This is a genomic window from Rhodococcus sp. APC 3903, assembly GCF_030407755.1.
GTDB lineage: Bacteria > Actinomycetota > Actinomycetes > Mycobacteriales > Mycobacteriaceae > Rhodococcus_F > Rhodococcus_F erythropolis.
This window is the reverse complement of sequence record NZ_JASDCV010000038.1, coordinates 1-23,355: the sequence shown is the minus strand read 5'-3', so window position 1 is coordinate 23,355 and position 23,355 is coordinate 1. Positions and strand designations below refer to the sequence as shown.

The 23,355-nt window shown below is 63.4% G+C and carries 23 protein-coding genes; 9 read left to right on the top strand and 14 right to left on the bottom strand.

Annotation, left to right across the window (positions count from 1 at the left end):
* Window positions 1-55: 55 nt before the first annotated feature.
* The 3 genes from QMA15_RS30380 to QMA15_RS30370 all read right to left on the bottom strand — a co-directional run bounded on the left by QMA15_RS30380 (window position 56) and on the right by QMA15_RS30370 (window position 4,499).
* On the bottom strand, window positions 56-1,489 hold the full coding sequence (locus QMA15_RS30380; protein WP_290288327.1) for a solute carrier family 23 protein: 1,434 nt from the start codon (window positions 1,487-1,489) through the stop codon (window positions 56-58).
* A gap of 148 nt (window positions 1,490-1,637) precedes the next feature.
* Window positions 1,638-3,281 (bottom strand): PucR family transcriptional regulator, encoded by a 1,644-nt coding sequence (locus QMA15_RS30375; RefSeq protein ID WP_151532028.1) that lies wholly within the window; start codon window positions 3,279-3,281, stop codon window positions 1,638-1,640.
* 102 nt (window positions 3,282-3,383) lie between these two features.
* Window positions 3,384-4,499 carry an XdhC family protein gene (locus QMA15_RS30370; protein WP_007735213.1) on the bottom strand — a complete coding sequence of 372 codons (1,116 nt, stop codon included), beginning with the start codon at window positions 4,497-4,499 and terminating at the stop codon, window positions 3,384-3,386.
* A gap of 282 nt (window positions 4,500-4,781) precedes the next feature.
* Between QMA15_RS30370 and QMA15_RS30365 the strand changes: the two genes are divergently transcribed.
* Genes QMA15_RS30365 through QMA15_RS30355 form a run of 3 tightly spaced genes read left to right on the top strand, consistent with a single transcriptional unit; the run spans window position 4,782 to window position 7,328 of the window.
* Window positions 4,782-5,969 (top strand): CoA transferase, encoded by a 1,188-nt coding sequence (locus tag QMA15_RS30365; protein WP_020971408.1) that lies wholly within the window; start codon window positions 4,782-4,784, stop codon window positions 5,967-5,969.
* A gap of 43 nt (window positions 5,970-6,012) precedes the next feature.
* Window positions 6,013-6,672 carry a helix-turn-helix domain-containing protein gene (locus QMA15_RS30360; protein WP_021346115.1) on the top strand — a complete coding sequence of 220 codons (660 nt, stop codon included), beginning with the start codon at window positions 6,013-6,015 and terminating at the stop codon, window positions 6,670-6,672.
* The gene (locus QMA15_RS30355; RefSeq protein WP_290288318.1) at window positions 6,669-7,328 is read left to right on the top strand and encodes an enoyl-CoA hydratase-related protein; all 660 of its coding nucleotides are present in this window, start codon (window positions 6,669-6,671) and stop codon (window positions 7,326-7,328) included. The genes QMA15_RS30360 and QMA15_RS30355 overlap by 4 nt, the downstream gene beginning before the upstream one ends.
* Here QMA15_RS30355 and QMA15_RS30350 read toward each other — a convergent pair.
* On the bottom strand, window positions 7,296-7,841 hold the full coding sequence (locus tag QMA15_RS30350; RefSeq protein WP_269586544.1) for a hypothetical protein: 546 nt from the start codon (window positions 7,839-7,841) through the stop codon (window positions 7,296-7,298). The genes QMA15_RS30355 and QMA15_RS30350 overlap by 33 nt on opposite strands.
* A gap of 97 nt (window positions 7,842-7,938) precedes the next feature.
* On the opposite strand from QMA15_RS30350, the gene QMA15_RS30345 reads away from it, so the two are divergent.
* Window positions 7,939-8,670 carry a hypothetical protein gene (locus tag QMA15_RS30345; RefSeq protein WP_020909757.1) on the top strand — a complete coding sequence of 244 codons (732 nt, stop codon included), beginning with the start codon at window positions 7,939-7,941 and terminating at the stop codon, window positions 8,668-8,670.
* Here the strand turns inward: QMA15_RS30345 and QMA15_RS30340 are convergent.
* Both QMA15_RS30340 and QMA15_RS30335 read right to left on the bottom strand, forming a co-directional pair.
* Window positions 8,662-10,053, bottom strand: coding sequence for an amidase (locus tag QMA15_RS30340; RefSeq protein WP_290288306.1), 1,392 nt, complete (start codon window positions 10,051-10,053; stop codon window positions 8,662-8,664). The genes QMA15_RS30345 and QMA15_RS30340 overlap by 9 nt on opposite strands.
* Window positions 10,054-10,203: 150 nt before the next feature.
* Complete coding sequence (locus tag QMA15_RS30335; RefSeq protein ID WP_007735219.1) at window positions 10,204-10,515, bottom strand: metalloregulator ArsR/SmtB family transcription factor; 312 nt, start codon at window positions 10,513-10,515, stop codon at window positions 10,204-10,206.
* Window positions 10,516-10,606: 91 nt separating this feature from the next.
* Here QMA15_RS30335 and QMA15_RS30330 point away from each other — a divergent pair, with 91 nt between their 5' ends.
* Window positions 10,607-11,665 (top strand): SDR family oxidoreductase, encoded by a 1,059-nt coding sequence (locus QMA15_RS30330; protein ID WP_290288301.1) that lies wholly within the window; start codon window positions 10,607-10,609, stop codon window positions 11,663-11,665.
* Between the two features lie 142 nt (window positions 11,666-11,807).
* Window positions 11,808-13,106, top strand: coding sequence for a hypothetical protein (locus QMA15_RS30325; RefSeq protein WP_256065796.1), 1,299 nt, complete (start codon window positions 11,808-11,810; stop codon window positions 13,104-13,106).
* 22 nt (window positions 13,107-13,128) lie between these two features.
* On the opposite strand, the gene QMA15_RS30320 is transcribed toward QMA15_RS30325, so the two are convergent.
* The 6 genes from QMA15_RS30320 to ugpC form a co-directional block, all read right to left on the bottom strand.
* A complete protein-coding gene (locus tag QMA15_RS30320) occupies window positions 13,129-15,318 on the bottom strand; it encodes a transglycosylase domain-containing protein (protein ID WP_019746111.1) in 2,190 nt (729 codons plus the stop codon).
* Between the two features lie 112 nt (window positions 15,319-15,430).
* Window positions 15,431-15,640 (bottom strand): hypothetical protein, encoded by a 210-nt coding sequence (locus QMA15_RS30315; protein ID WP_019746112.1) that lies wholly within the window; start codon window positions 15,638-15,640, stop codon window positions 15,431-15,433.
* 22 nt (window positions 15,641-15,662) lie between these two features.
* Window positions 15,663-16,499, bottom strand: a complete 837-nt coding sequence (locus QMA15_RS30310; RefSeq protein ID WP_019746113.1) for a carbohydrate ABC transporter permease — start codon at window positions 16,497-16,499, stop codon at window positions 15,663-15,665.
* Window positions 16,496-17,671, bottom strand: a complete 1,176-nt coding sequence (locus QMA15_RS30305) for a sugar ABC transporter permease (protein ID WP_020971415.1) — start codon at window positions 17,669-17,671, stop codon at window positions 16,496-16,498. Before QMA15_RS30305 ends, QMA15_RS30310 begins: the two co-directional genes overlap by 4 nt.
* Window positions 17,672-17,691: 20 nt before the next feature.
* The gene (locus QMA15_RS30300) at window positions 17,692-18,981 is read right to left on the bottom strand and encodes an ABC transporter substrate-binding protein (protein WP_003946022.1); all 1,290 of its coding nucleotides are present in this window, start codon (window positions 18,979-18,981) and stop codon (window positions 17,692-17,694) included.
* A 170-nt stretch (window positions 18,982-19,151) separates the two neighbouring features.
* On the bottom strand, window positions 19,152-20,225 hold the full coding sequence (gene ugpC, locus QMA15_RS30295; protein ID WP_019746115.1) for a sn-glycerol-3-phosphate ABC transporter ATP-binding protein UgpC: 1,074 nt from the start codon (window positions 20,223-20,225) through the stop codon (window positions 19,152-19,154).
* 114 nt (window positions 20,226-20,339) lie between these two features.
* Between ugpC and QMA15_RS30290 the strand changes: the two genes are divergently transcribed.
* Genes QMA15_RS30290 through QMA15_RS30280 form a run of 3 tightly spaced genes read left to right on the top strand, consistent with a single transcriptional unit; the run spans window position 20,340 to window position 22,085 of the window.
* Complete coding sequence (locus tag QMA15_RS30290; protein ID WP_024487897.1) at window positions 20,340-21,164, top strand: DUF2786 domain-containing protein; 825 nt, start codon at window positions 20,340-20,342, stop codon at window positions 21,162-21,164.
* A complete protein-coding gene (locus QMA15_RS30285) occupies window positions 21,161-21,658 on the top strand; it encodes a TIGR04338 family metallohydrolase (protein ID WP_020971418.1) in 498 nt (165 codons plus the stop codon). Before QMA15_RS30290 ends, QMA15_RS30285 begins: the two co-directional genes overlap by 4 nt.
* 58 nt (window positions 21,659-21,716) lie before the next feature.
* Window positions 21,717-22,085, top strand: a complete 369-nt coding sequence (locus tag QMA15_RS30280; protein WP_003946041.1) for a helix-turn-helix transcriptional regulator — start codon at window positions 21,717-21,719, stop codon at window positions 22,083-22,085.
* Here QMA15_RS30280 and QMA15_RS30275 read toward each other — a convergent pair whose 3' ends face one another.
* Window positions 22,086-22,673: an ATP-dependent Clp protease proteolytic subunit gene (locus tag QMA15_RS30275; protein ID WP_003945993.1), complete on the bottom strand. Its 588-nt coding sequence runs from the start codon at window positions 22,671-22,673 to the stop codon at window positions 22,086-22,088.
* 4 nt (window positions 22,674-22,677) lie between these two features.
* Window positions 22,678-23,286, bottom strand: a complete 609-nt coding sequence (locus QMA15_RS30270; RefSeq protein ID WP_020909763.1) for an ATP-dependent Clp protease proteolytic subunit — start codon at window positions 23,284-23,286, stop codon at window positions 22,678-22,680.
* Window positions 23,287-23,355: the final 69 nt, after the last annotated feature.

The following is a 23,355-nucleotide window of genomic DNA, read 5'->3' as shown; positions in this document are numbered from 1 at the left end:
ACATCCTCCAAGGAGGATGTCCGGCCTTCGACAATCGAGCACACTCAGCCAAGCGTCACGTGAGCTGCGGGGCGGGTTCTTCCCGTTCGCCGCCGGGAGCCTTCGAATCCGGCTTGTTCGGTTCCGGATTCTTCGCATTCAGCTCCGGGTTCTTCGAACCGATGAACTGGCACAGGTGGTACATCCCGATCACGACGATGGTGCCGAGCGCGATGCCGCTGAGCGAGAACGTGTCACTGAACTTCAGAGCCGTGTCGCCGATACCGATGATGAGGCCGGCCGCGATCGGCATGAGGTTGAGCGGATTGCCGAAGTCGACACCGTTCTCCTTCCAGATCTTGGCGCCGAGCAGACCGATCATGCCGTAGAGCACCACGGTGATTCCGCCGAGAACACCGCCGGGTGTCGCCGAGATGACGGCACCGAACTTGGGGGAGAAGCCGAGCATCATCGCGACGATGCCGGCAACTGCGTAAGCGGCGGTGGAGTACACACGGGTCGCTGCCATGACACCGATGTTCTCGGCGTACGTCGTGGTGGGCGAACCGCCGACGCTGCTGGCGATAGCGGTGGCGAAACCGTCACCGGCGAGCGCGCGTCCCATGTACGGATCGAGATCGTCGCCGGTCATCTCTGCGACTGCCTTGACGTGACCGGCATTCTCTGCGATCAACGCGATGACACCGGGAAGGACCAGAACGATGAACGTCAGGCTGAACGACGGAGCGTGGATACCGACGATTCCGTTGGCCTCGTCCGAGAACGGCGGCAACCCGAACCACGACGCCGACTGCACCGAATCCCAGTTGACGCGGAAGTGCTCGGTGATCTGACCGGTGCCTGCGTCGTACGAGGTGATCGTGCCCGAGACCCGGTCGAGGATCCAGGAGAGGACGTAGCCGAAGATCAGCGCGAGGAAGATGGCGATGCGCGCCATGAAGCCACGTAGCGCGATACTCATGACGATCAGGGCCACCATGACGATCAGAGCCACCCACTGGTCCTGCGGCCAGTACAGCCCCGCGACGACGGGTGCCAGGTTGAATCCGATCAGCATCACCACTGCGCCGGTCACCACCGGGGGAAGAACCTTGAATACGACCCGGCCACCGAGGAAGTGGATCGCGATACCGATGGCTGCCAGGACCAGTCCGGACACCAGGATCGCGCCGGTCACCTCTGCGGATGTTCCGCCTTGGGCACGAATGGCGGCGATACCACCGACAAAGGCCGCCGACGTACCGAGGTAGCTGGGAATGCGTCCCTTGACCACCAGCAGGAAGAAGAGCGTACAAAAGCCCGACATCATCACGGCAAGTTGAGGATTGAGCCCCATGATGATCGGGAAGACGAACGTCGCGCCGAACATCGACACCACGTGCTGGCTGCCCAGCCCGATGGTTCTTCCCCAGCTGAGCCGCTCGCCGGGAGCGACCACTTCACCCGGTCTGATGTTCTTTCCATCTCCGTGCAACGTCCAAATCGGCATGATGGGACCTTTCGTGCAGAGGAAGGTGTCCGAACGCTGAGTGTGCTCCAGCTCACAAAACACCGTGACTGGAGTGAAACGCTATTACAGCGCAGGGGTATCGACGTGATGACAATCTGCCAGAACCCACGGACCCGGATTGGCAATATTAGTGATTGATGCCGCGCATCGCGGTTATCTTCAGTGCTAGAGACAGATCCAGCCGTAGCTCGGGTTGCGCCGTGAAGGGTCCAAGCATTTTCTCCAGCTTAACGACCCTGTAACGCAGTGTGTTGTAATGGAAGTGGAGCTTGCGCGCTGTCTCGGCGATGTTGATGTTGGTCGCGAGCAAGACTTCCAATGTCTTGCGCATGTCCTGCGCTTCGGCAGTTTCCTCCGTCAGTTCCCGCAGTGTCTCCCGCGCGAACGTCTCCAGCTCGTTTTCGTCCTCGACCAGACTGAGCAGTCTGTACACACCGAGATCGTCGAACTGAGTCACCGTCCACGGACCGGAGATCCGGCGTCCGACGGTCAGTGCGGTGCGCGCCTGACTGTAGAGCGCGGGGACGGCGTCGATCGCCGCTGTCGGCCGGGACACCCCGACACTGAACGGCCTTCTCCCGCCGCCACCTTCACCGCGAACGACCGTGACGAGGTCCCGCACCAATGCCATCGTGTCGGTGCCGACGCCCATGACGATCACCGTCTCGCCCGTCAGCGCGGTCACCGCCGCACCGGGATCGCGGTGGGCGATCGCCCCGGAGAACGCCATCGCCTGGCGATCGACGACGGGCAGCCGAGCGGGCGCCGCCGAGGCCGGTTCGTCGATCGGGTCCGGCTCGATCGAGACGATCACCAGCGGGCGATCGAAGTCCCAACCGAACGTCTTGGCGTGGGAGACAACGTGATCGTGGTCCCCGGCCCGGCCGAGGAGCAGGTCGTGAACGAAGTTGGCGCGATGGCGTTCTTCCACCGACGCCACGGCCTGCTCACGGGTGATGACCAACGCGCACACCGACGCCGCTCGCTCGACCAGGTACTGGTCGTAACTCGTCATCACGCGCTCACCGGTGAACAACGCGAGACGCCCGTGGTCGATGTGATTGGCGGAAATCGCGGACACCGCGATGAATTGACCGTCGAACTCGTGCAGACCCAACCCGCCCTCGACGGTGTCGGTCCGCAGACGACCGGTGGAATCGACGGCGGGACAGGCAGACAGATGCTTGCGCTCCGCCGCATCCCCGGCGCGGCAGATCTCGCGTCCGTCCGAGGTGGTGATCAGGGCGGCGCCCTTCATCTCCCGTGCGATGACCTCGGTCAATTGTGGGAGGCCACCGCCGCCCATCACGACGTCGACCAGCAGCCGTCGCAAGCGCTCGGCCCCGAACATGGCGTCAATCTGGGCCGACTCCGTCTGCTCACGGTCTCTCGCCGCAGGGTGATCGCACGCACCGTGAAAAACCAGGAGCGGGAAGCCTGCGTTTTCGGCCGCGTCGACCAGTTCCGGCGCGAGAGTGTCCCCGTCTGCGCCGAATTGGACGGCGAGCGCTGCAACTCCGCGCGTCGACAACCGTCCGACAAATGCTTTGAAGGTTTCGGTGACCCGGGCGAGGGTTTCCGGCGTGGTGATCAGCAACTGTCCGTGTCGCAGCCACGGTCCGATGTCCGGAACCGCCATGAATCCCACCCGGGCTACCGTCGGGTCTTCGGAGCCGCCGGCGACCTTTCGAACACCAGGAAGGAGCGGGGTTCGAAGAAGTTCGGAGAGAACAGCATTCACCTCGGATGCCGGTACGGCCGGGTTTGCCACTTGGCAGGCACCTCGATTTCATTCGGATCACGGAAGATGGTTCACGAAAGAAACGATCCTATCCCCACCGAACACAAGATGTCCGAATTCAGCGCAGTCGACTCAGGCCGTTCGATGCAGGGCGGTCGGATTCTCCTGAGGTGGCGGGTGGATCGGCCCCTGCAGATCCCGCAGTTCCAAACCTGAGGCATTGCGCAGGGTCTTGGTCATCTCGGCGAGGATCGACACTGCAGTCTCCTCCGGCGTCCTGGCGCCGAGATCCAACCCGATCGGTGAGTGCAGACGCCCCAACTCGGCGTCGGTAACGCCTCGCTCCTTCAACAGCGCCACCCGACGCTCATGCGTCGCACGACTTCCCATCGCGCCGACGTACGCAGCCGGCGAACGCAGCGCGATCTCGAGCAAGGGGATGTCGAACTTCTCGTCGTGAGTGAGCACGGCCAGGACGGTTTTGTTGTCGATCGGTGCGGTTTCGAGGAACTTGTGTGGCCACATCACGACCAGATCGTGGGCGTCGGGGAAGCGCGCCCGTGTCGCGAAGACCGGCCGTGCGTCCACGACGGTCACTCGGTAGCCCGCAAAGGCGCCCAACGTACACATCGAGGCGGCGAAGTCGATGGCTCCGAAGACGTACATCCTCGGTAGCGGCGCGAAGATCTCGACCAGCAAGTCGTGCTGCGAATCGATGAGAGTTCCCGCCGGCGCGACAAAGGCTACGGACTCACCGGTGTCCATAGTGCGCAACAGGATGGAGACCTCGTCCTCCGTGGCATCCAGATCCCCGCTGCGTCGGCCGTGCTCGACGACGAGGTGCCGCGCCGGCGCTCCCGGACGCACTTCGGTGACCACGACGACGGGCGTATCGGCCTCGATTCGTTCACAGACCTGACCGAACTCGACGAAATCGGCTCCGACGGCCTGGACAAACACTTCGATGGTTCCGCCGCAGGTCAGCCCTACTCCGATGGCGTCGTCGTCGGAGACGCTGAAGACCTCGACACGGCTGGTGCCGTCGGCGAGAACCTCCTGGGCGATCTCGTACAGTGCACTCTCGATACACCCGCCCGAGACGCTGCCGACGACCTCGCCGGAGCGTGAGACGGCCATCGAAGCACCGGGCATGCGCGGTGAGGATCGCCAGGTACGGACAACCGTCGCCAGTGCAAAATCCTCGCCGCGGGCGTGCCACTGCGCCAGCTGAGTGGAAATGTCGCGCATCGCCTCGCCTCCCGCTTGCATCGCCGTCCGTAGAGAGTTCACGGTATCGGCCCACCGCAATCCTGCCTGTCACACAATGCGCCTAAATCCGGGCCCTGCAGTTGTGCAATGTCGCCGTCGCATCACCGTGCGCTCTCGACCAGTGTTGTCACCGAGCCCAGCCGAAAGCAGGCCTGACCTTCATTCTTCCCCTCTCCGACGATCACTGCAGCGGTAATTCACGCAGATGGTGCGACGGATCGAGTGGGCGACGTTGCACACCACAGAACCGAGGTTTCTCCCATGGACCAATTGCTCAGCGGTATCAAAGTTCTCGACCTCACCCGCGCTCTCGCGGGCCCTCTGTGCACGTCGCTGCTCTCGGACTTCGGCGCCGACGTGGTCAAGGTCGAAACCCGTGGCTCCGGCGACAGTTCGCGTCAGTGGCCGCCGTTCGACGGCGATCGAAGCCTCTACTTCGCTTCCGTGAACCGCGGCAAGAGGTCGATCGCCATCGACATGCGCAGTGACCGCGGGCGGAAACTGCTTCGCAGCCTGGCCCTCGACGCGGATGTGCTGGTCGAGAACTTCCGTCCGGGAGTGCTGGCCGACATGGGGCTCGATCCCGATTCGCTCGAGCAGGAGAATCCGGGTCTCGTCGTGATGAGCATCAGTGGTTTCGGCCCGGTGGGCCCGGACCAGTTCGCGCCCGGACTCGATCAGGTGGCCCAGGGCATGTCCGGGTTGATGTCGGTCACCGGCGCCGGGGAACAGACCCCGATGCGGGTCGGTATCCCCATCATCGACACGGTCTCGGGCATCTACGCGGCGCTGGGTATCACGGCGGCGTTGGCTTCGCGCGGACGCGACGGTCGTGGGCACCGCGTGCAGACCTCGTTGCTGGAATCCGCGATCTCGATCATGACCTTCCAGGCGCAGGACTACCTGAGCACCGGGCGGGTGTCGACGCCGAACGGCAATACGCACCCGACGATCACGCCGTACGGCGCTTTCGACACTGCCGACTTCCCGATCAACATTGCCACCGGCTCGGACAAGCACTGGATCGCGCTGTGCTCGGTTATCGGCGACCCGGATCTCGCCTTCCGTGCCGAATATGCCACGGGTAAAGAACGTTTGGCGCACCGAGACCAACTGACCAAAGAACTCGAGGACCTACTGACCACGAAGGGCGCGGCACAGTGGATCGCCGAGATCCGCGGTGCCGGAATCCCCTGCGGCCCGATTCATTCGATCGATCAGGTGTTCTCCGACCCGCAGGTCGAGGCATTGCAGATGGTCGAGCAGACCCAGAGCGCCGACGGAACATCGATTCCCGTTGTCCGCGGACCGTTCTGGGTGGACGGCAAGACCCTTCCCGTCAGGAATGCGCCACCCATGACTCTCGGCGGTGACGCCGACGGCGTACTCACCGACTTCGGCCTGCGCCCGGAGGAGATCGAGGATCTTCGCGCAAATTCGGTGATCTGACCGCACACTAGTAACAGAGCAGACGCTCTGTTACTGTGCGTTCATGCCTCGGCCACGCGTCCACGATCTCGACACGCTGCTCGACGCTGCCGAAAAACTTGCCGCCACTGCCGGGCCGAGCGCTGTCACGGTCAGGGCGGTCTCCGACGCCACCGGTGTATCCAACGGGGCGATCTATCACGCATTCGGCTCTCGCAGTGGACTGGTCGGTAGCGCGTGGCTGCGTGCCGCGCAACGATTTCTCGCGCTTCAGCAATCGAGAGTGGACGACGCTCTCGCGGACCCCGCGCCGACCTCCGCGGTTTCCGCCGTCGTCGCAGCCGCCGAAGTTCCGGCCGTCTTCGCGCTCGACTACCCACAATCCGCGTTGCTGCTGCTGACGATTCAGCGCGACGAACTGCTCGGCACCGACGTCCCTGCCGACATCGCCGAGAAACTCACACAACTCGACCGGTCTCTGGTCGACTTGTTCATCCGGTTGTCGACCGCGCTCTGGGGCCGCAAGGACGGCCGAGCCGTCGAAGCAATCGAAGCCTGTGTTGTCGGCCTGCCTACCGGGCTGCTCATTCATCCCGCCAAACGCGCCGACGGTTGGCGAGTCCCCGACGCCGCAGCACGCGCGCGGTTGGATGCCGCCGTTCGAGCGGTTCTGCATCTCGACCCACCACTGCCCAAGCCCCGCAACAGGAAAGGTCAATCATGACCGCAACTCTGCGCTTCGAAGACAAGATCGCCGTTCTCGATCTCGGCGAGGACGAGAATCGATTCTCGCCGGATTGGCTCGGTTCCGTCGACCAGCTACTCGACCAGGCTCTGAGCGAAGGCGCACACGCCCTGGTCACCACGGCAACGGGCAAGTTCTACTCCAACGGACTCGACCTCGACTGGCTGGGCGCGAACGGCGACAAGGCGAAGTGGTATGTGCAGCAAGTCCAGTCGCTGTTCGCTCGGATGCTGACGTTCCCCATGCCCACCGTCGCGGCGATCAACGGCCACGCCTTCGGAGCCGGCGCCATGCTCGGCATCGCGCACGATTACCGCGTCATGCGCGATGATCGCGGCTACTACTGCTTCCCGGAGGTGGACATCAACATCCCGTTCACCGAAGGAATGGCGGCTCTCATCCAAGCCAAACTCAGCCCGGCGTCGGCAATCGTCGCCATGACCACGGGGCGGCGATACGGCGGAAGTGACGCATTCGCAGCCGGTTTGGTGGACTTCACCGCTTCCGTCGACGCTTTGACCGCCAAGGCCATCGAAATGGTTGCACCGATCGGCCCGAAGAATGCGGGCACGCTGGGGGCAATCAAGTCGACGATGTTCGCTTCAGTGGTCACCGCTCTGAACACCGACAGCTAAGAGCGCTGGACTGCGTTCTCGCAGAGCCGCTTCCAGATCATCGGCAACACTTTCGGGATCGCGGCCTTCTGTGCTCAGAACCACGTCGACCCCACTGAGCGTCGGCATCGAACCGGCCAGCAGTTGTGACGCTTCCACCAGACCGTCGAGCCCGGCCCAGCCGGTCGGTTCACGTTCGACGATTCTGGTGCGCAACGTATCCGGATCGGCCTCGAGGCGCGCCAGCAGGTGCCCCTCGGCGCCGGTCGCGGCCAGCAAGGCATGCCCGTAGTCGTCGTCTTCGACGGTCGCCGTGAGGAACAGGAGTTCGTACCCCGCTTCCCGGTACGACGCGCACAACATCCCGACGTGTGCGATTGCCCGCTCGGTTCCCAGCGGCGGGTAGCACCGCTCGAGTTCGTCCACCTCGATCATCGCGTTGCTCACCCCGGCCTCGCCGAGTCGATCGTGAAGCGCGGTCAGCACGGAACTCTTCCCCGCGCCCGGCGGGCCTGTCAGCAGTAGTACGAACACGTCCTCCACTATTCCAGAGCCTTGTGCAGGCGCGGGGCGGCGAGAAGGCTGGAGAAGACAGATTGACGTGCACAACAGCCCTGATCGGAGCACAGCGATGACCACCACGATCACCGAAATCGCGCCGGACATCTACCGACTGTCGACCTTCGTGGACGAAGCGAACCTCACGATGAACCAGTTTCTCGTCGACGGCGAGGAACCCTTGCTCTTCCACACCGGGCAGCGAGCGTTGTTCACCTCGGCTTCCGACGCACTCTCCACGCTGATCGACATCGACCGTCTGAAATGGATCACGTTCGGTCACGTCGAGGCCGACGAGTGCGGGTCCATGAACTCCTGGCTTGCGGCGGCCCCCGAAGCACAAGTGGCGCACGGCGCGATGGGGTGCTTCGTTCAGGTCAACGATCTGGCCGATCGGGCGCCACTTCCCTTGCAGGACGGCGACGTACTCGAAACCGGCAGGCGCCGAGTCCGGCACATCGACACCCCGCACGTCCCGCACGGTTGGGACGCGGGCCTGATGTTCGAGGAGACGACGTCCACGCTGTTCTGCGGAGACCTCTTCACAGCGTTCGGGCACCACCCCGCGACTACCGAGCACGAAATCGTCGGTCCCGCTTTGGAAGCCGAGGACTTGGGCCACGCCACCTGCCTCACCCCGGATCTCGAACCCACGATCCGCGCCCTGGCCGACCTCGAGCCGCGGATTCTGGCTACCATGCATGCACCGACGTACTACGGCGACTGCGTCACCACGCTTCACGACCTGGCCGACTCGTACGCAACACGTTTCGCAGCCGAAACCGAAAGATGGAAGTCAGACTAGAGCTTGCGCGTTCGACGTGATTCGCGCCGCCACGGACAGCGCAACGTGCTCGTGGAACGGCCGCGCCACCACTTGCACTCCGACCGGTAAACCGTTGCGGGAGAGTCCTACCGGAACCACGACCGACGGAAGGCCGAGCACACTGATCGCCCGGCAACTCGCGAGCGCGTCCATCCACGTGAGTTTGCGACCGCCCACCTCGAAGCTCTCCACACCGAGCGGCGGAGCGAGTACCGACGCAACCGGCAAAATCAGGACGTCGCCCACCTCGCCGAGGAAGTCGGTGATCAACACCGCGCGATCCGCCCACAGCGCTTCCACCTCGGCGGAACTCCGATCATGGCCTGCCGCAAGCATGGCGGTGATGTCCGCGTCGAAAGAGTGCGCTGAACCTGCGGCGAGAGAGTGGATGTCCGCGTGGGTCTCGACCGATCGCAACGCGCCGAAAAGCGCGTTGGCCCGCGGCAGAGCCAGACCGTCGTACTCGCTCGCGTCCAGACTGTTCGCCGCCGAGCGAACCGCCGCCAGGATTTCTTCGTCGACAGGCATGGTTCCCTCGCCGGGTGCCCAGCGGATGTCGAGGTGTTCGACGTCGACCGACTCCGGCTCGGTCCACGCGAGATGCGGCTTCGACAGGACGCGCAGCGCAAGCGTCGCATCACCGAGGTTGCGGGCCAGTGGGCCGATGGTCTGGATCGTGCCGTGCATCGTCGCCGGATTGGCGAGTACCCGTCCATCCGAAAGCACGCCGGGGTATTGCCCTTCCGGGTCGATACGGCCGAGCGTCGGGCGAACCGAAATGAGGCCGGTGCAGTGGGCGGGCCAACGCACCGAGCCACCAAAATCCGTACCGAGTCCGAGCACGCTCATTCCGGCAGCAACCGACGCGGACTCGCCGCCACTCGATCCGCCGGGGGACCGGACGACGCCGTCCGGTCGCACCGGGCTGGCCGTGGTTCCGAACAGTTCGTTGCGCGTCAGGCCGCACGCGCCGAATTCCGGGGTGTTGGTCTTGCCGATCAGAATTGCGCCGGCAGCCTTGAACGCCGCAACGGCCGGGGCGTCGACGGCCGGGACGTTGTCCGCCAGAGTGCGAGAACCGGCGGTGGTACGCACGCCGGCTGTGGCGATCAGGTCCTTGACCGTGAACGGAACCCCGGCAAGTGGGCCGAGTGTCTCGCCGAGAAGGCGACGTTCGTCCAGGCTGTCTGCGGCCGCACGCGCGTCCTCGGCGCACACGGTGACCAGTGCGTTGAGTTCGCCGTTGCGTTCGTCGATCCGTGCGAGATGTTCTTCGACGACGGTCCGCGCCGACGCCTGACCCGACCGCACGGCTTCGGCGATGGATCGGGCATCACGGCCCACCCAGCTCTCACGACTCATCGCACGCCTCTCCTCGCCGGACTCCTCTGCCGAGCGTAAGGACAGCGAGCAACCCGAGAAACGACCACAATGCACATACCGACGGCTCCGGCGATGTGAGGTTTTGCCACAACGTCCGCGGTTCCGGAGGGATCGGTCAGGTGCTGGTACCTACAAGCCCTGCCTGATGAATGCAGCAAGCTTCTCGATCTGTTGCTCGTTTCGTTTGTAATGCCTCCACTGGCCGATTCGTGTGGTGGTGACCAGATCCGCGGCCTGGAGTGCGGCCATGTACTGAGACGCAGTCGATTGCGACACCTTCGCCCTCGCTTGAATGTGCTTGAGGCACACTCCGACCTCCTCGGCAGGCTCGAGCTGAGGGGGAAAGCTCCCGGGGTCTTTCAACCACTGCAGGATTTGTACACGCATCGGGTTGGCCAGCGCCTTGAAGGCCGTTTCCCACTCGGTTGTTGCGTCTTCCATGCTCGAGATCATACCGCTAGATCGCGAAATGCCGATATATGTGGTTCACTCCCCATATCGCAACATCGCGATATTCCAATGGGAGGCTGAAATGGTGCATCACAATAAAGTCGCACTCGTGGTCGGAGCCCGAGGTGTGATCGGTGGGAACTTGATCGATCACCTCGAATCAACCGGCGAATGGAAGATCATCGGACTCTCGCGCCGAGGCGGCACGAACACCGACCGGGTCGAACACATCGCAGTCGACCTGCTCGATCCTTCCCGGACTGCAGAGGCACTGAGCGGACTGCACGACGTCACCCACGTCTTCTACGCCGCCTATCAAGACCGCCCGACATGGGCCGAGCTGGTTCCGCCCAACTTGGCGATGCTGGTCAACACTCTCGACGCCATCGAACCCGTTGCCGGCGGACTCGAGCACGTCAGCCTGATGCAGGGCTACAAGGTTTACGGGGCACATCTCGGACCGTTCAAAACTCCGGCCCGCGAGAGCGATCCACCGCACATGCCACCCGAGTTCAACGTCGACCAACAGCAGTTCCTCGAACGCAGGCAGCTCGGCAAGTCGTGGACGTGGTCGGCGATCAGACCCTCGGTTGTCTCCGGATTCGCGTTGGGCAACCCGATGAACCTCGCGATGGTCATCGCCGTCTACGCGACCATCTCGAAGAAACTGGGTGTCCCACTCCGATTCCCCGGCAAACCCGGCGCGTACACCAGCTTGATCGAGATGACCGACGCCGGACTCCTGGCCGAGGCAACGGTCTGGGCCGCGACCAATACCGAGTGCGCAAATCAGGCCTTCAACATCAACAACGGCGACCTGTTTCGCTGGCAGGAAATGTGGCCGAAGATCGCAGCCTTCTTCGACATGGACGTCGCACCTCCGCTCCCGATGTCCCTCGATGTCGCAATGGCGGACAAGGAGTCGGTGTGGGATGAACTCGTCGAGGAACACCAACTTGCTCGGACCCAGTATTCCGATGTCTCGTCCTGGGGGTTCGGTGACTTCGTATTCGGATGGGACTACGACTTTTTCGCTGACGGATCGAAAGCTCGGCGGTTCGGATTTCACCGCCACGTCGACACCGAAGCGATGTTCCTCGACATCTTCGCCAATCTGCAGGCTCGGAAGATAATCCCCTGACTGGAAACACGGTCACTTCGGATCCTACGAACACTGTCACTGTCGGACCCCGGGACTACCGTCGTAGGCGGGGTTTGAAAAGCAGGGGTTTCGGCGAGTCGTCGGTAGGGCCCCATGCGCCCCCCGGACCAGAGGAGCGACGATGTCGGACAATACTTTCGATCTGGAAATCCTGAGTGCCTGGACTACTTTCGAGACTCATCTCGCTCGCTACATCTCCGTGATGGAGGACGACGACACTCTCGTGGTGGAGTCGCATTACGACAGCATGGACGAACTGGCAGACGCACCCGCGTGCATCCAGTTCTTCGCGTGGAATCAGACCTCCGTGCGCTGTGAAGTCCCTTCCAACAGGTTTCTGCATCCACTGCGGATGCTCGAACCGGAAGACCATTCAGCGCTGCTCGACATGGGGTTCAGCGCTCCCGATCTGTGCGAGCACGAGCCCGAGGGCAACGGGTCCATGTCCTTCTACATCGACGTCGACCGCACTCGTCCCGAGGAACTGGTGACAAAGGTGTTGCGTGTCTTCCGCGAGATGTGGAGCATTGCGCACCCGTCATTCCTGCGTGCCAGCACCAGTGGACGCGAGTCGACGCCGGCGTTCGCCACGACGCCGTCGCACGCTCCCTCGGGTTCGGGTGACATGCTGCGGATCCTGGTCGACGGGGCCGTCGAACGCCTTCTCGGCCATCCACCCAAGCGTGACGACGACGGCGACATCCCGCTGGTCCGCGGTGAGCAGGTCACCTATGTGCGTGTCCTCGAGGAGGACGAGTACGTGGAGGTGTTCTCGCGGGTCGTGCATTCGGTGGAGAACGTCGATAACGCTGCTGTTGTTCTCGCCCAGCTCAATCGGCAGTGGCCGACCATCAAACTCATTCTCGTCGAGCAGAGTGTGCTGGGCGTTGTGCGGGTGGACGGCGCACCCTTCGTCGCCGAGCACCTCCTCCGGGCTCTGCGCTCGTTCGCCGAATTGGCCGAAGCATCGGACGAACTCGCCGAAGAACTGGGCGGGCAACCCATTCGCGCTACCGGAGACACCGCCTTCAACGACGGGATGGCCTCCGAGCACGAAGATCCCGGTGCCGAATACGAATCACACGAGTGCCACGAATTTCCTCCGGCACTCATGGCGCTCCTCGAACTCGACGCCGACGGAACGGGCGAGCTCAGCGCCGAAGAGGTTGCCGTGATCTGTGAGCACGACCGCGACACCATTCTCGACTACCTGAGGATCAGCCAGGAGCAGGAGACGGCCTGGCACGAGGCGTTGACCGAGTCCATCCGGCGCAAGGACGACGACACCGACCTGTGCGCGGGCGAAAAGCGCGCGTGGACGCACGCGATCCGCAACCTCAGGCGCGGACTGCGCGTCGTCGTGCTTCCCGCCAAGGATGCAGCGCCGACCCAGCTCGGCCTCTTCGACGATCAGGCCTGAGAGCCGGAAATCGAGCGCTGTGTCAGCCCGGTAGCGGGATGACGATGCCAGGCAAGATCTCGATCTGACGCGGCAACTGGGGAAGCTGCGGCACTTCGATCGGCGGCAGGCCGGGCACCTCGATGGGTGCGGGGGGAGCGGCCGCGCCCGTCGTGGGCGTGCCCGTCCCGTCACCCGAGGTCACACCGGAGTTGGCGGGAACGCCGGCCTGCCCGCCGATGGGGTCGGGCCACGGGAAGCTCTCCCAGTCGGATCCCTTCAGGGCGCCGTCCATCGTGCTCTTCCAAATGTCCGCAGGCACTCCGGAGCCGTAGATCAAACCACCGTAGGAGTTGGTGATGGCCTGCGCGTCGGAAGTTCCGATCCACACCGCGGTGGAAAGCGACGGCGTGTAACCGACCATCCACGCATCCTTGTTCTGCCCCGTGTCACCCAACTGCGCGGTGCCGGTCTTGGCAGCAGACGGGCGTCCACCGGCGAGCGCGTGACCGTTCGAGTACGACGCGATCGGCAGCATTGCCTGCGTGATGTTGTCGGCAACGGCAGCATCGAGACGACGCTCACCGGGAGAGACCGGGCGATCGAGCAGGACTTCACCTTCGGCCGTCACGACCTTCTGGATGAAGTGCGGCTGCTGGTACACACCGGAGTTGGCGAGCGTCGCATACGCGGATGCCATGTCGATAACACGAGACTGATACTGGCCGAGCACGATTCCGTTCTCCGGCGGGCCACCCTCCTGTGTGAGCGTCGGGTAGTCGAGTCCGGGAATCTGTTCGGGGATGCCGGCCAGATGGGCGGCGTCGGCGATCTTCTGGGCACCGTTCTCCATCGAGAGCATCAACCGGTAGAAGCTGGTGTTCAGCGAACGCTTGAGTGCCTCGGCGATGGTGCATCGACCACAGGATTCGCCGCCGACGTTTCCGATGGTCACACCGTTGATCGTGAGCGGTGAACTGTCGAACCGTGCGGACAGCGGAATGTCTTCCATCAATGCTGCGACCAGGCCGAAGACCTTGAACGCTGAACCGGTTTGCAGCGGCGCCTGGGCGTAGTCGAATCCCGCTCCGTCGTCACCGCCGTAATAGGCGTCGACGCCACCGGTCTTGGGGTCGATGGACACTACTGCGGTCCGCAGGTCTTCGGGCTCGCCCTCGAGATTCCGCTTGACGGCGCCCAGCGCAGCTTCCTGCGCAACCGGGTCGATGGTTGTCGTGATTTGCAGACCAGCGGTGTTCAGCGTCTGGTCGCTGATACCGGCCTCGGCCAGTTCCTTGAGTACCTGAGTCTTGATGTGGCCTTCGGGTCCGGGCGCCTGGTTCAGATCGGTCGGCCGATTGGCGGGGGCGACAGCCGGGAACTGCATCGCATCGCGATCCGTCTTGGTCAGGCTGCCCAGTTCCACCATGCCGTTGAGAACGTAGTCCCAGCGCGCTTGCAGCGCGGACAGATTGGTCTCGGGGTCCAGGAACGACGGGCTCTGGATGACGGAAGCGAGAACTGCGCCTTCCTCGACGCTCAGCTCACTGACCGGCTTGTCGAAGTACGCGTTCGACGCGGCGGCGATACCGTAGGCACCGCGACCGAAGTAGATGGTGTTGAGATACGCGGCAAGAATGTCGTCCTTGGACCATTCGCGCGCCATCTTGGCGGAGATGACAAGTTCACGCAGCTTCCTGTCGATACTGCGCTTGTCACCGACCAAGACGTTCTTCACGTATTGCTGAGTGATCGTCGAGCCACCGCCGGCGCTTTCCTTGCCCATCACGTTGTCTCGGGCAGCGCGAGCAAATCCGGAGATCGAGAAGCCGGGGTTGGTGTAGAAGTTGCGATCCTCCGCCGAGAGCACCGAATCGCGGACGTGAATCGGGATGGCCGACAACGCGACCTCGGTGCGGTTTCCCTCCGCCGGCACCACCTTGCCGAGCACGGTCGTGCCGTCGGCCATGTAGATGGTGGACACCTGATTGGTCTGCATGTCCGAGGGGCGCGGGACATCGGTCCGGCTGTACGCGACAGCAAAAACCGACGCAGGCACGATGATCATCAGGAGCACGAGAACGTAGATGGTCCGCCGGACGTACCGCCACTTGGAGCGCTGCTTCTTCTCCGGCTTGGCCGACTTGCTCGACCGTGGGGAATTAGCCGACTTGCCCGATCGAGCCGACGACTGATCGCCACCCGTCGCACTCGATCTGTTCGATGGACTCACTCAACACTCCCGGTCGTGGATCCGGACTTACCGGCACCATTCCACCAGGGTGATATCTCGATCAGATAACTCCCGGCAACTGCGATACCGAAATGTCACCCTACCGGGCTGGCTACTCGCGACGTTCTGCTCGGACCGCGTTCCGATATCCGCGGAACGCCAGCCCGAGAGCGACGACGCAACCGAGCAGCACCAAAGACGGCATCACGCCGGGGTCGCCCTTGACGATCGCGACCACAGCGCCGATCAACGCCATGAGGGCGAAGACCGAGATGAAGCCGGCGATCAGCTCCATGCGCTGGGCGCGCGAAGCCCGCCTCATCGAAACCGCGCGCAGGCGCGCATCACGACTTGACGCCGCCTGCGGTCAGACCGGCGATGATGCGTCGCTGGAAGATGAGAACCATGATGACCAGCGGGATCATCACAAGGGTTCCGCCGGCCATGATCGAGGTGTACGGCGTGACGAATGGGTCGGTTCCGGAGAATTTGGCCATCGCCACCGTGACGGGCGCGGTTTTGTCACTAGAGAGTTGCAGCGAGAGCAGGTACTCGTTGACCGTTGCGATGAAAGCCAAAATCGCGGTGGTGAACAGTGCCGGCGCGGCGAGCGGCAGCATGATCAGACGGAACGCCTGGCCACGGGTGGCGCCGTCGATACGCGCCGCTTCTTCGAGCTCCCACGGAAGTTCGGAGAAGAACGACGTCAGCGTGTAGACCGTCAGCGGCAGCACGAACGAGATGTTCGGGATGATCAGCGCTTTGTAGCTGCCGATCCAGCCGATGTCGGTGAACAACTGGAACAGCGGGGTCACGAGGGCGACGACCGGAAACATGGACGCGCCGAGGATGATTCCGGTGACGAAGTATTTGCCACGAAAATCGAATCGCGAGAGCGCGTAGGCGGTGAACACACCGATGACCAAGGCGATCAGCGTGGTCGCGCCCGCGATGATGAGGCTGTTCATCAGTGCCCGGGTGAAGTTCACCTTCGCGTCGGGATCGAGCGCCGCGGTGAAGTTGGACAGCGTGAGATTGGTGGGCCACAGCGACGTCGAGAACGTGTCCGCCGGGTCGCGCAACGCCGTCACGATCATCCAGTAGCAGGGAGCGAGTCCCCACACGATGATCAGTACGACGCCGATGTAGGTGCCGATCTTGCCGCGTAGTGCCTTGTTCATACCGGCTCCCCCTTCCGCTGCTTTTCCTGCGTGCTGACCGCATTGGCTCCGAGGAATCGGACAAGGATGAAGGCCACAGCGAAGATGATGAGGAACGTGATGGTGGACAGGGCCGACGCCGAATTGGCGCCGACGCGCATCTGATCGACCACCAGAACCGAGATGGTGGAGGTGGCGGGATTGGATCCCATCATGATCGCGGGCAGGTCGTACATGCGCAGCGCGTCCATCGTGCGGAAGAGCACCGCCACCATGAGTGCGGGCTTGACCAGCGGAAGCGTGATCATGCGGAATCGCTGCCAGGCCGTCGCGCCGTCGACCTTGGCGGCCTCGTAGACGTCGGCGGGAATCATCTGCAGACCCGCGAGAATCAGCAACGCCATGAACGGCGCGGTCTTCCAGACGTCGGCGACGACGATCGCGAATCGTGCCGGCCAGGGATCCGCCGTCCACAGGATGTTGGTGCCGAGGATCTTGTTGGCAATGCCGTCGTTGGCGAAGATGAAGAACCAGAGCTTCGCGGTGACGGCGGTGGGGATGGCCCAGGGAATCAGCACGGAGGCGCGGAGCAAACCGCGGCCGCGGAACGTCTTGGCCATGATCAGCGCCATCGACAGACCGATCACCGTCTCGAGCAGAACGGTGACGACGGTGAAGCCGAACGTATTTCCGATCGACTGCCAGAACTGCGATCCGAGCGTGCCGGGCGGGCAGGGAATCGAGCCGTTGGCGGTGTTGCAGGACTGGGTGATCCAGTTTTTGTAGTTCTCGAACCACGTAAACTGACCGGTGACGAACATGCCGGTCTCGGGGTCGAGCTTCTTGCCGTCGCTGTGCATCGACATCCAGATCGCTCGTCCGAGCGGATACAGAATGATGACGGCGAGAACGATCAGCGACGGTGCGACGAACGCCCACACCGGAACTCGTCGACGCTTCTTCGGCTTGTCGGCCGACGCAGGCGGGGGCGAGGTCGGTGGGGGTGGAGTAGCTGCAAGGTCAGGCAGAACCTTGGTCAGGGATGTCCCTGCTGCCTCGGATGCCGACGGCTCTTCTAGCGGTTCCGGTGCACGGTGTCTCCCACCAACGCCCGAACGGTCGGGACCGGTTGAACCGGCCCCGACCGTGGGGTTGGTAGGCACAGCCGCGGAAGGATCCTGCGGTTCTGCCATTGCTTATTGCTCCTGGTAGATCAGTTACCGGCGGTTTCGATGCCGGCCTTGGTGTCCGCCAAAGCCTGCTCGACGGTCTTCTCGCCGCGAATAGCAGCGTAGGTGTTATCGGAGATCGACTTCGACACCTGCGTGTAGTACGGCGTGACGGGGCGCGGCTGAGCGGTAGCGAGTGCTTCCTTCAGGGTCGCGAAGTACGGGAACTGGGCGAGCACTGCCGGGTCGTCGTAGACAGCCGAGAGGACGGGTGCGCCGCCGACCTCGGTGAAGTACGTCTGCGACTTCTTGGTCTGCATGAACTCGAGGAAGTCACGAGCCGTTGCCGGCGCGTCGGAGTACGCGCTGATGCCGACGTTGTAGCCGCCGACGGTCGAAGCGCCCGGTCCGTCGACACCCGGAAGAACGGTGTAGCCGTACTTGCCGGCAACCGAGGTCTTCTCACCGTCGACCGAGAAGCCGGACCACGTGCGCATGAAGAGTGCCTTGCCGTCACCGAACGCGGTCTGCGACTCGCCTTCGGAGTAGGTCAGTGCTTCCTGCGGAATGGTGTTGTCGGCGAAGTTGTCGACGATCGACTGAACGCCTGCCTTCGTCTTGTCGTCGATGGCCGGGGTGAGTCCGTCCGGGCCGACCCACGGGCCGTCGAAAGCGTTGGTGATCTCGGTGGTGTTGACCGTCAGGCCCTCGTAGTTCTTGAACTGACCGATGTAGCAGGAGATGCCGGCTTCGACAGCCTTCGGGCAGTTTTCCTTGAGCTCGGCCCACGTGGTGGGAGCCTTCTCGACGAGGTCCTTGCGGTAGTACAGGAACGCGGCGTTGGTGTTCTTCGGCGCTGCGTAGAGCTTGCCGTTGTAGGTGCCCGAAGCGACGGTCGACGGCAGGAGGCCGGACTCGTCGATCGCGAGGTCACCCTCGAGCGGCAGCAGCCAGCCGTTTGCGGCGAACTGAGCCGTGTTGACGACGTCGACGCCGATGAGGTCGTACTCGTCGCTCTTGGCCTGCATGCGCTGGGTGATGTCGTCGACCTGCGCGTTGGCTTCCTTGGCCAGCGGCTTGAGCGTGACCTTCTCGTCCGGATGCTCCGCATTCCAGTCGGTGATGATGTTTTCGAGCGCCTCGTTCAGGGCATCCTGCCCCTCGACGATCGTGATGGGTCCGCGGCCTTCGCTCGAGGACGATCCCCCGGATGCGGCCGTGGTGCTGGTTCCGCTGTCCTTGTCCGAATCGGACGAGCAGCCTGCCAGTACCAGCATGGACGCTGCCGTGGCTGCAATTGCAGCGCGGCGCATCGCCTTCGAGTTCAGAACCATGGATTCGCTCCCCGTATGTGTATGACAAATAGACGGTCACCGAGAGCCGGCTCACGGCATGCGCCATGGGTGCCGGCTCCCGGCATCGGCCCCTACTGTGGCACGAGACACCCCTACTTGTGGGTATTACGCCGAACCTGAATCGGTCATGTGTCGTTTGACAGGTCCGCCTAACCCAGGCGACGCCCGTCGGTGGTGGCAAAAATGTGCACCTTCTCAGGGTCGACGCGCAGGTTGACTCGCTCGCCCTTCTGCGGCGGGTTGCGCCAGTCACCACGCGAAACGATCTGCTGCAACCGTCCGCCGATCGTGGTGCGTCCGTAGACGTAGGCGTCGGAACCGAGTTCCTCGACGACGTCGACCTCCATCGGCAGGCCTTCGGCGGCGATCTCGAGGTGCTCGGGGCGAATACCCAGAACAACCTCGGTTTCGACGACACCGTTCATCGTCTCGCGCGGAACCGGAACGATCCCGTCACCGAATGCGACGCCGCCGTCGACGACGGGGAGGGTGAACAGGTTCATCGCGGGTGAACCCATGAAGCCGGCGACGAAGACGTTCTTCGGCTTGTTGTAGAGCTCGCGCGGCGAGGCGCACTGCTGCAGGATTCCCTTTTCGAGGACGGCGACGCGGTCACCCATCGTCATGGCCTCGACCTGGTCGTGGGTCACGTAGACCATCGTCGTCGCGAGGCGTCGTTGCAGCTGAGCGATCTGCGTACGCGTCTGCACACGGAGTTTCGCGTCGAGGTTCGAGAGGGGCTCGTCCATGAGGAAGACCTGCGGCTGGCGGACGATGGCGCGGCCCATCGCAACTCGCTGACGCTGACCACCGGACAGCGCCTTGGGCTTGCGGTCGAGGTACGGCTCGAGATCGAGCATCTTCGCGACCTCTTCGACGCGGGCGCGGATCTCCGTCTTGTTGGTTCCGGAGAGCTTGAGCGCAAAACCCATGTTCTCGGCCACCGACATGTGCGGGTACAGCGCGTAGTTCTGGAAGACCATCGCGATGTCGCGCTCTTTCGGTTCCTGACCGGTGACGTCGCGGTCGCCGATGAGGATGCGCCCGCTGTGGACGTCTTCGAGCCCGGCGAGCATGCGCAGGGTGGTCGACTTTCCGCAGCCGGAGGGTCCGACGAGGACGAGGAACTCGCCGTCCTCGATCTCGAGGTCGAGCTTGTCCACTGCCGGGGTGTTCGATCCGGGGAACAGGCAGGTGGTGCTCTCGAAAGTCACTGAAGCCATGACGGGGTTGATCCCTTCTACCGGCAGGAACGTGCCGGACGATCCAAGTTGAGGGTGAGCGTGTGCGCTAGCAGCATAGACGTCCGTGTCGGCGCGCGAGCGTAGTCTTTCACGGTGAGTTCGGAGAAGATGCTGACCCGCATCGGTGCGCTGCTTCGCCAAGCGGAGTCCACCGACAATCCACACGAAGGTGAAGCCTTCATGGCGGCCGCTCAGCGGTTGGCCACCGGTTCCGCGATCGACCTGGCGGTCGCGCGGGCGCACACCGCGTCCTCGGAAAAACGTGCGACACCCACTCAGCGGCTCATCACCATCGGCGAACCGGGCAAGCGCGGGCTGCGAACGTACGCCCAATTGTTCATCGCGATCGCCGCTGCCAACGACGTACAGTGCGACATCGCGCAGACGTCGGCCGTCATCTACGCCTACGGCTTCGCCGGTGACATCGACGTGTGCGAAGCGCTGTACTCGAGCCTGCTCTTCCAGATGGTCCGTGACTCCGACGCGTACGTGCGCTCCGGGGCGTACCGCGGCGAAACATCCGTGCGGACCGTCGTCGAAACTCGTGGACGACGACGCGTCAACACGCAGGTCCGCAAGCCGGTGGCCGGAGTGACGGCGCGCCTGAACTTCCAGATGGCGTACGCGTCCCGCATCGGCGCTCGGTTGGCCGAGACGAAGCAGGAGACGGAGAAGGCAGCGATCGCAGAATCTGCCACGTCGTCTTCGGAAACCGCACTCGTGCTGCGCAACAAGGAAATCGAGCTCAAGGACTACTACTCGTCCAACTCCAAAGCGCGCGGGACGTGGCGGGGCGGTGGCCGCGCGAGTGCCGGGCATTCCTCGCATGCTCGACGAGCGGGTGATCGGGCGGCGCGCTCCGCACGTCTGGGAAACCTTCCGGAGATCGGCGGGGTGCGCGGGCAGCTCGACTCGTGAGGGATACGCAGCGGAACGCCGTTTACGAGGCAGAGACGTTGGTGCGCACCATGTTCGATCGCGCCGACGAGCGCGGACTTCGGAGCGTCGAGGTCATGGGTTCCACCATCACGTTGCCGGTCGAGCGCAAATTCGGTTCCGTGGAGTCGGTCCAGGCGTACTGCGATCAGCTACTCGGACTGAACTGGGTACTCGCGACCTGGCCTCGCGCAACCATTCCGGTGTCCGTACGCTCCCGCGCCGGCAATGCCGCCGCTCACTACTCGAACGACGTCATCGCCGTCCCGGACGACCGTGACGGCCGGTGGGCGCTACGCGAATTCGTTGTCTTGCACGAACTTGCGCACCACCTCGGCGACCCCACTTCCGACGAGGCCTCCCACGGGCCCGAGTTCGTCGACCGCTATACGAGCCTGGTCGGTGAGATCATCGGACCCGAGGCGACCTTCGTTCTTCGAGCGATGTTTCTTGCTGGTGGTGTTCGAACGGACTAGATGTCAGCCCTCGGTGAACCGGGTGGTGTGCGAACCGGTCGGCTGGAATACTCGGCCTATGGATGCGCCGCGCAGACTGGTCTTGGTCAAGGGTGAGTCGGAACTCCCCGATCCGGCTGTCGCCGTGCGCAAACCCCCGCTGATTCGTGAAGCCTACGGACGAGTGCTGAGGGAGGTCCGACGTGATCAGGACCGAACTCTCGACGACGTAGCCGCAAAGGTCGGGATGTCGAAGCAGTACCTCTCCGAGATCGAACGGGGCAAGAAGGAACCGTCGTCGGAAATTCTGCGCGCCATCTGCGAAGCGCTCGGGATGCCGCTCGAGCACCTGCTGTTCCGAGCGGGCAACAGGATCGTTGCGCTCAACTCCCTCACCTTCGGACATTCTCCCGCACCGATCTCCGGTCCCGTCCTGATGGCAGCCTGATCAGTTCCCTTCGATGAGGGTGTCAGCCAGTCCGTAGGAGATAGCGTCGTCGGCAGTGAAGATCCTGTCGCGATCGGTGTCCTTGCGGAGCCGCTCGACGCTCTGACCGGTGTGCTTACTCAGAATCGCCTCGGTCTGCTCCCGGATTCTCAGGATCTCGGCTGCTTGAAGCGCGAGGTCCGAGATGGTGCCGCTACCTTGCGTCGACGGTTGGTGCAGCAGCACCCGCGAATGGGCAAGAACATGCCGATGGCCCGGAGTGCCTGCGGCGAGAAGCACTGCAGCAGCCGAAGCCGCTTGACCCATGCAGTACGTGGAAATCGTCGGTTTCAAGAACTGCATGGTGTCGTAGATCGCGAGCATCGCCGTGGTGGAACCGCCGGGAGAGTTGATGTACAAACCGATTTCGCGATCCGGGTTGTCGGCTTGCAGATGCAGCATCTGAGCCATCACGACGTTGGCGACGCCGTCGTCGATCTCTGTGCCGAGAAAGACGATGCGTTCGTTGAGCAGCCTGCTGAAGATGTCGAAAGATCGCTCACCCGTTGGTGTTCGCTCGATGACACTGGGAATCGTGTACTGGGACATGACGTCACAATCCGATCTTGGGGAAGGTGGCTTGCGGTGCGATCTCGGCGAAGGACGTCACGACGCGGTCGACGATTCCGTACTCGCGCGCCTGCTCGGCGGTGAACCAGCGATCCCGATCGCTGTCGGTCTCGATCTCTTCGACGGTTCGGCCCGTTTCGGCGGCGAGGATTTCCTGCGATTGACGCTTCATCAGCTCGAGGCTCTCGGCCTGGATCGCAATGTCCACCGCAGTGCCACCGATACCTGCCGAAGGTTGGTGCATCATGATGCGGCTGTGCGCCAGGCTGATTCGCTTGCCGTGGGTGCCGGAGCAGAGAAGCACCTGGCCCATGCTGGCCGCGAAGCCCATCGCGACCGTCACGACGTCGTTGGGGATGAGCTTCATCGTGTCGTAGATGGCCAGGCCGGCAAACACCGATCCGCCGGGTGAATTGATGTACAGCACGATGTCGCGCTTGGGGTCCGTGGTGGCGAGGAGCACCAGTTCCGAACACACACGTTCGGCCATGGCGTCGTTGACCTCGCCGGTGAGCAGAATGGTTCGCTGTCGGAAGAGCCTGTCTGTCAACAGGTCACGGTAGCCGGTATCGGTGGGCGCTTCAGTAGTCATGAATCCATTCCTACCGGCGCAGCGATGCCGGGGCCCCGCCTGTCTGCTGTGGGCAGACCACCCCTGTTT

Coding starts and splice junctions, on each gene's coding strand:
- QMA15_RS30325 (WP_256065796.1), top strand. CDS start 11,808: ATGTCGGACAATACTTTCGATCTGGAAATCCTGAGTGCCTGGACTACT.
- QMA15_RS30380 (WP_290288327.1), bottom strand. CDS start 1,489: ATGCCGATTTGGACGTTGCACGGAGATGGAAAGAACATCAGACCGGGT.
- QMA15_RS30300 (WP_003946022.1), bottom strand. CDS start 18,981: ATGGTTCTGAACTCGAAGGCGATGCGCCGCGCTGCAATTGCAGCCACG.
- QMA15_RS30330 (WP_290288301.1), top strand. CDS start 10,607: ATGGTGCATCACAATAAAGTCGCACTCGTGGTCGGAGCCCGAGGTGTG.
- QMA15_RS30305 (WP_020971415.1), bottom strand. CDS start 17,671: ATGGCAGAACCGCAGGATCCTTCCGCGGCTGTGCCTACCAACCCCACG.
- QMA15_RS30360 (WP_021346115.1), top strand. CDS start 6,013: ATGCCTCGGCCACGCGTCCACGATCTCGACACGCTGCTCGACGCTGCC.
- QMA15_RS30340 (WP_290288306.1), bottom strand. CDS start 10,053: ATGAGTCGTGAGAGCTGGGTGGGCCGTGATGCCCGATCCATCGCCGAA.
- ugpC (WP_019746115.1), bottom strand. CDS start 20,225: ATGGCTTCAGTGACTTTCGAGAGCACCACCTGCCTGTTCCCCGGATCG.
- QMA15_RS30370 (WP_007735213.1), bottom strand. CDS start 4,499: ATGCGCGACATTTCCACTCAGCTGGCGCAGTGGCACGCCCGCGGCGAG.
- QMA15_RS30280 (WP_003946041.1), top strand. CDS start 21,717: ATGGATGCGCCGCGCAGACTGGTCTTGGTCAAGGGTGAGTCGGAACTC.
- QMA15_RS30365 (WP_020971408.1), top strand. CDS start 4,782: ATGGACCAATTGCTCAGCGGTATCAAAGTTCTCGACCTCACCCGCGCT.
- QMA15_RS30355 (WP_290288318.1), top strand. CDS start 6,669: ATGACCGCAACTCTGCGCTTCGAAGACAAGATCGCCGTTCTCGATCTC.
- QMA15_RS30275 (WP_003945993.1), bottom strand. CDS start 22,673: ATGTCCCAGTACACGATTCCCAGTGTCATCGAGCGAACACCAACGGGT.
- QMA15_RS30335 (WP_007735219.1), bottom strand. CDS start 10,515: ATGGAAGACGCAACAACCGAGTGGGAAACGGCCTTCAAGGCGCTGGCC.
- QMA15_RS30270 (WP_020909763.1), bottom strand. CDS start 23,286: ATGACTACTGAAGCGCCCACCGATACCGGCTACCGTGACCTGTTGACA.
- QMA15_RS30315 (WP_019746112.1), bottom strand. CDS start 15,640: ATGAGGCGGGCTTCGCGCGCCCAGCGCATGGAGCTGATCGCCGGCTTC.
- QMA15_RS30310 (WP_019746113.1), bottom strand. CDS start 16,499: ATGAACAAGGCACTACGCGGCAAGATCGGCACCTACATCGGCGTCGTA.
- QMA15_RS30345 (WP_020909757.1), top strand. CDS start 7,939: ATGACCACCACGATCACCGAAATCGCGCCGGACATCTACCGACTGTCG.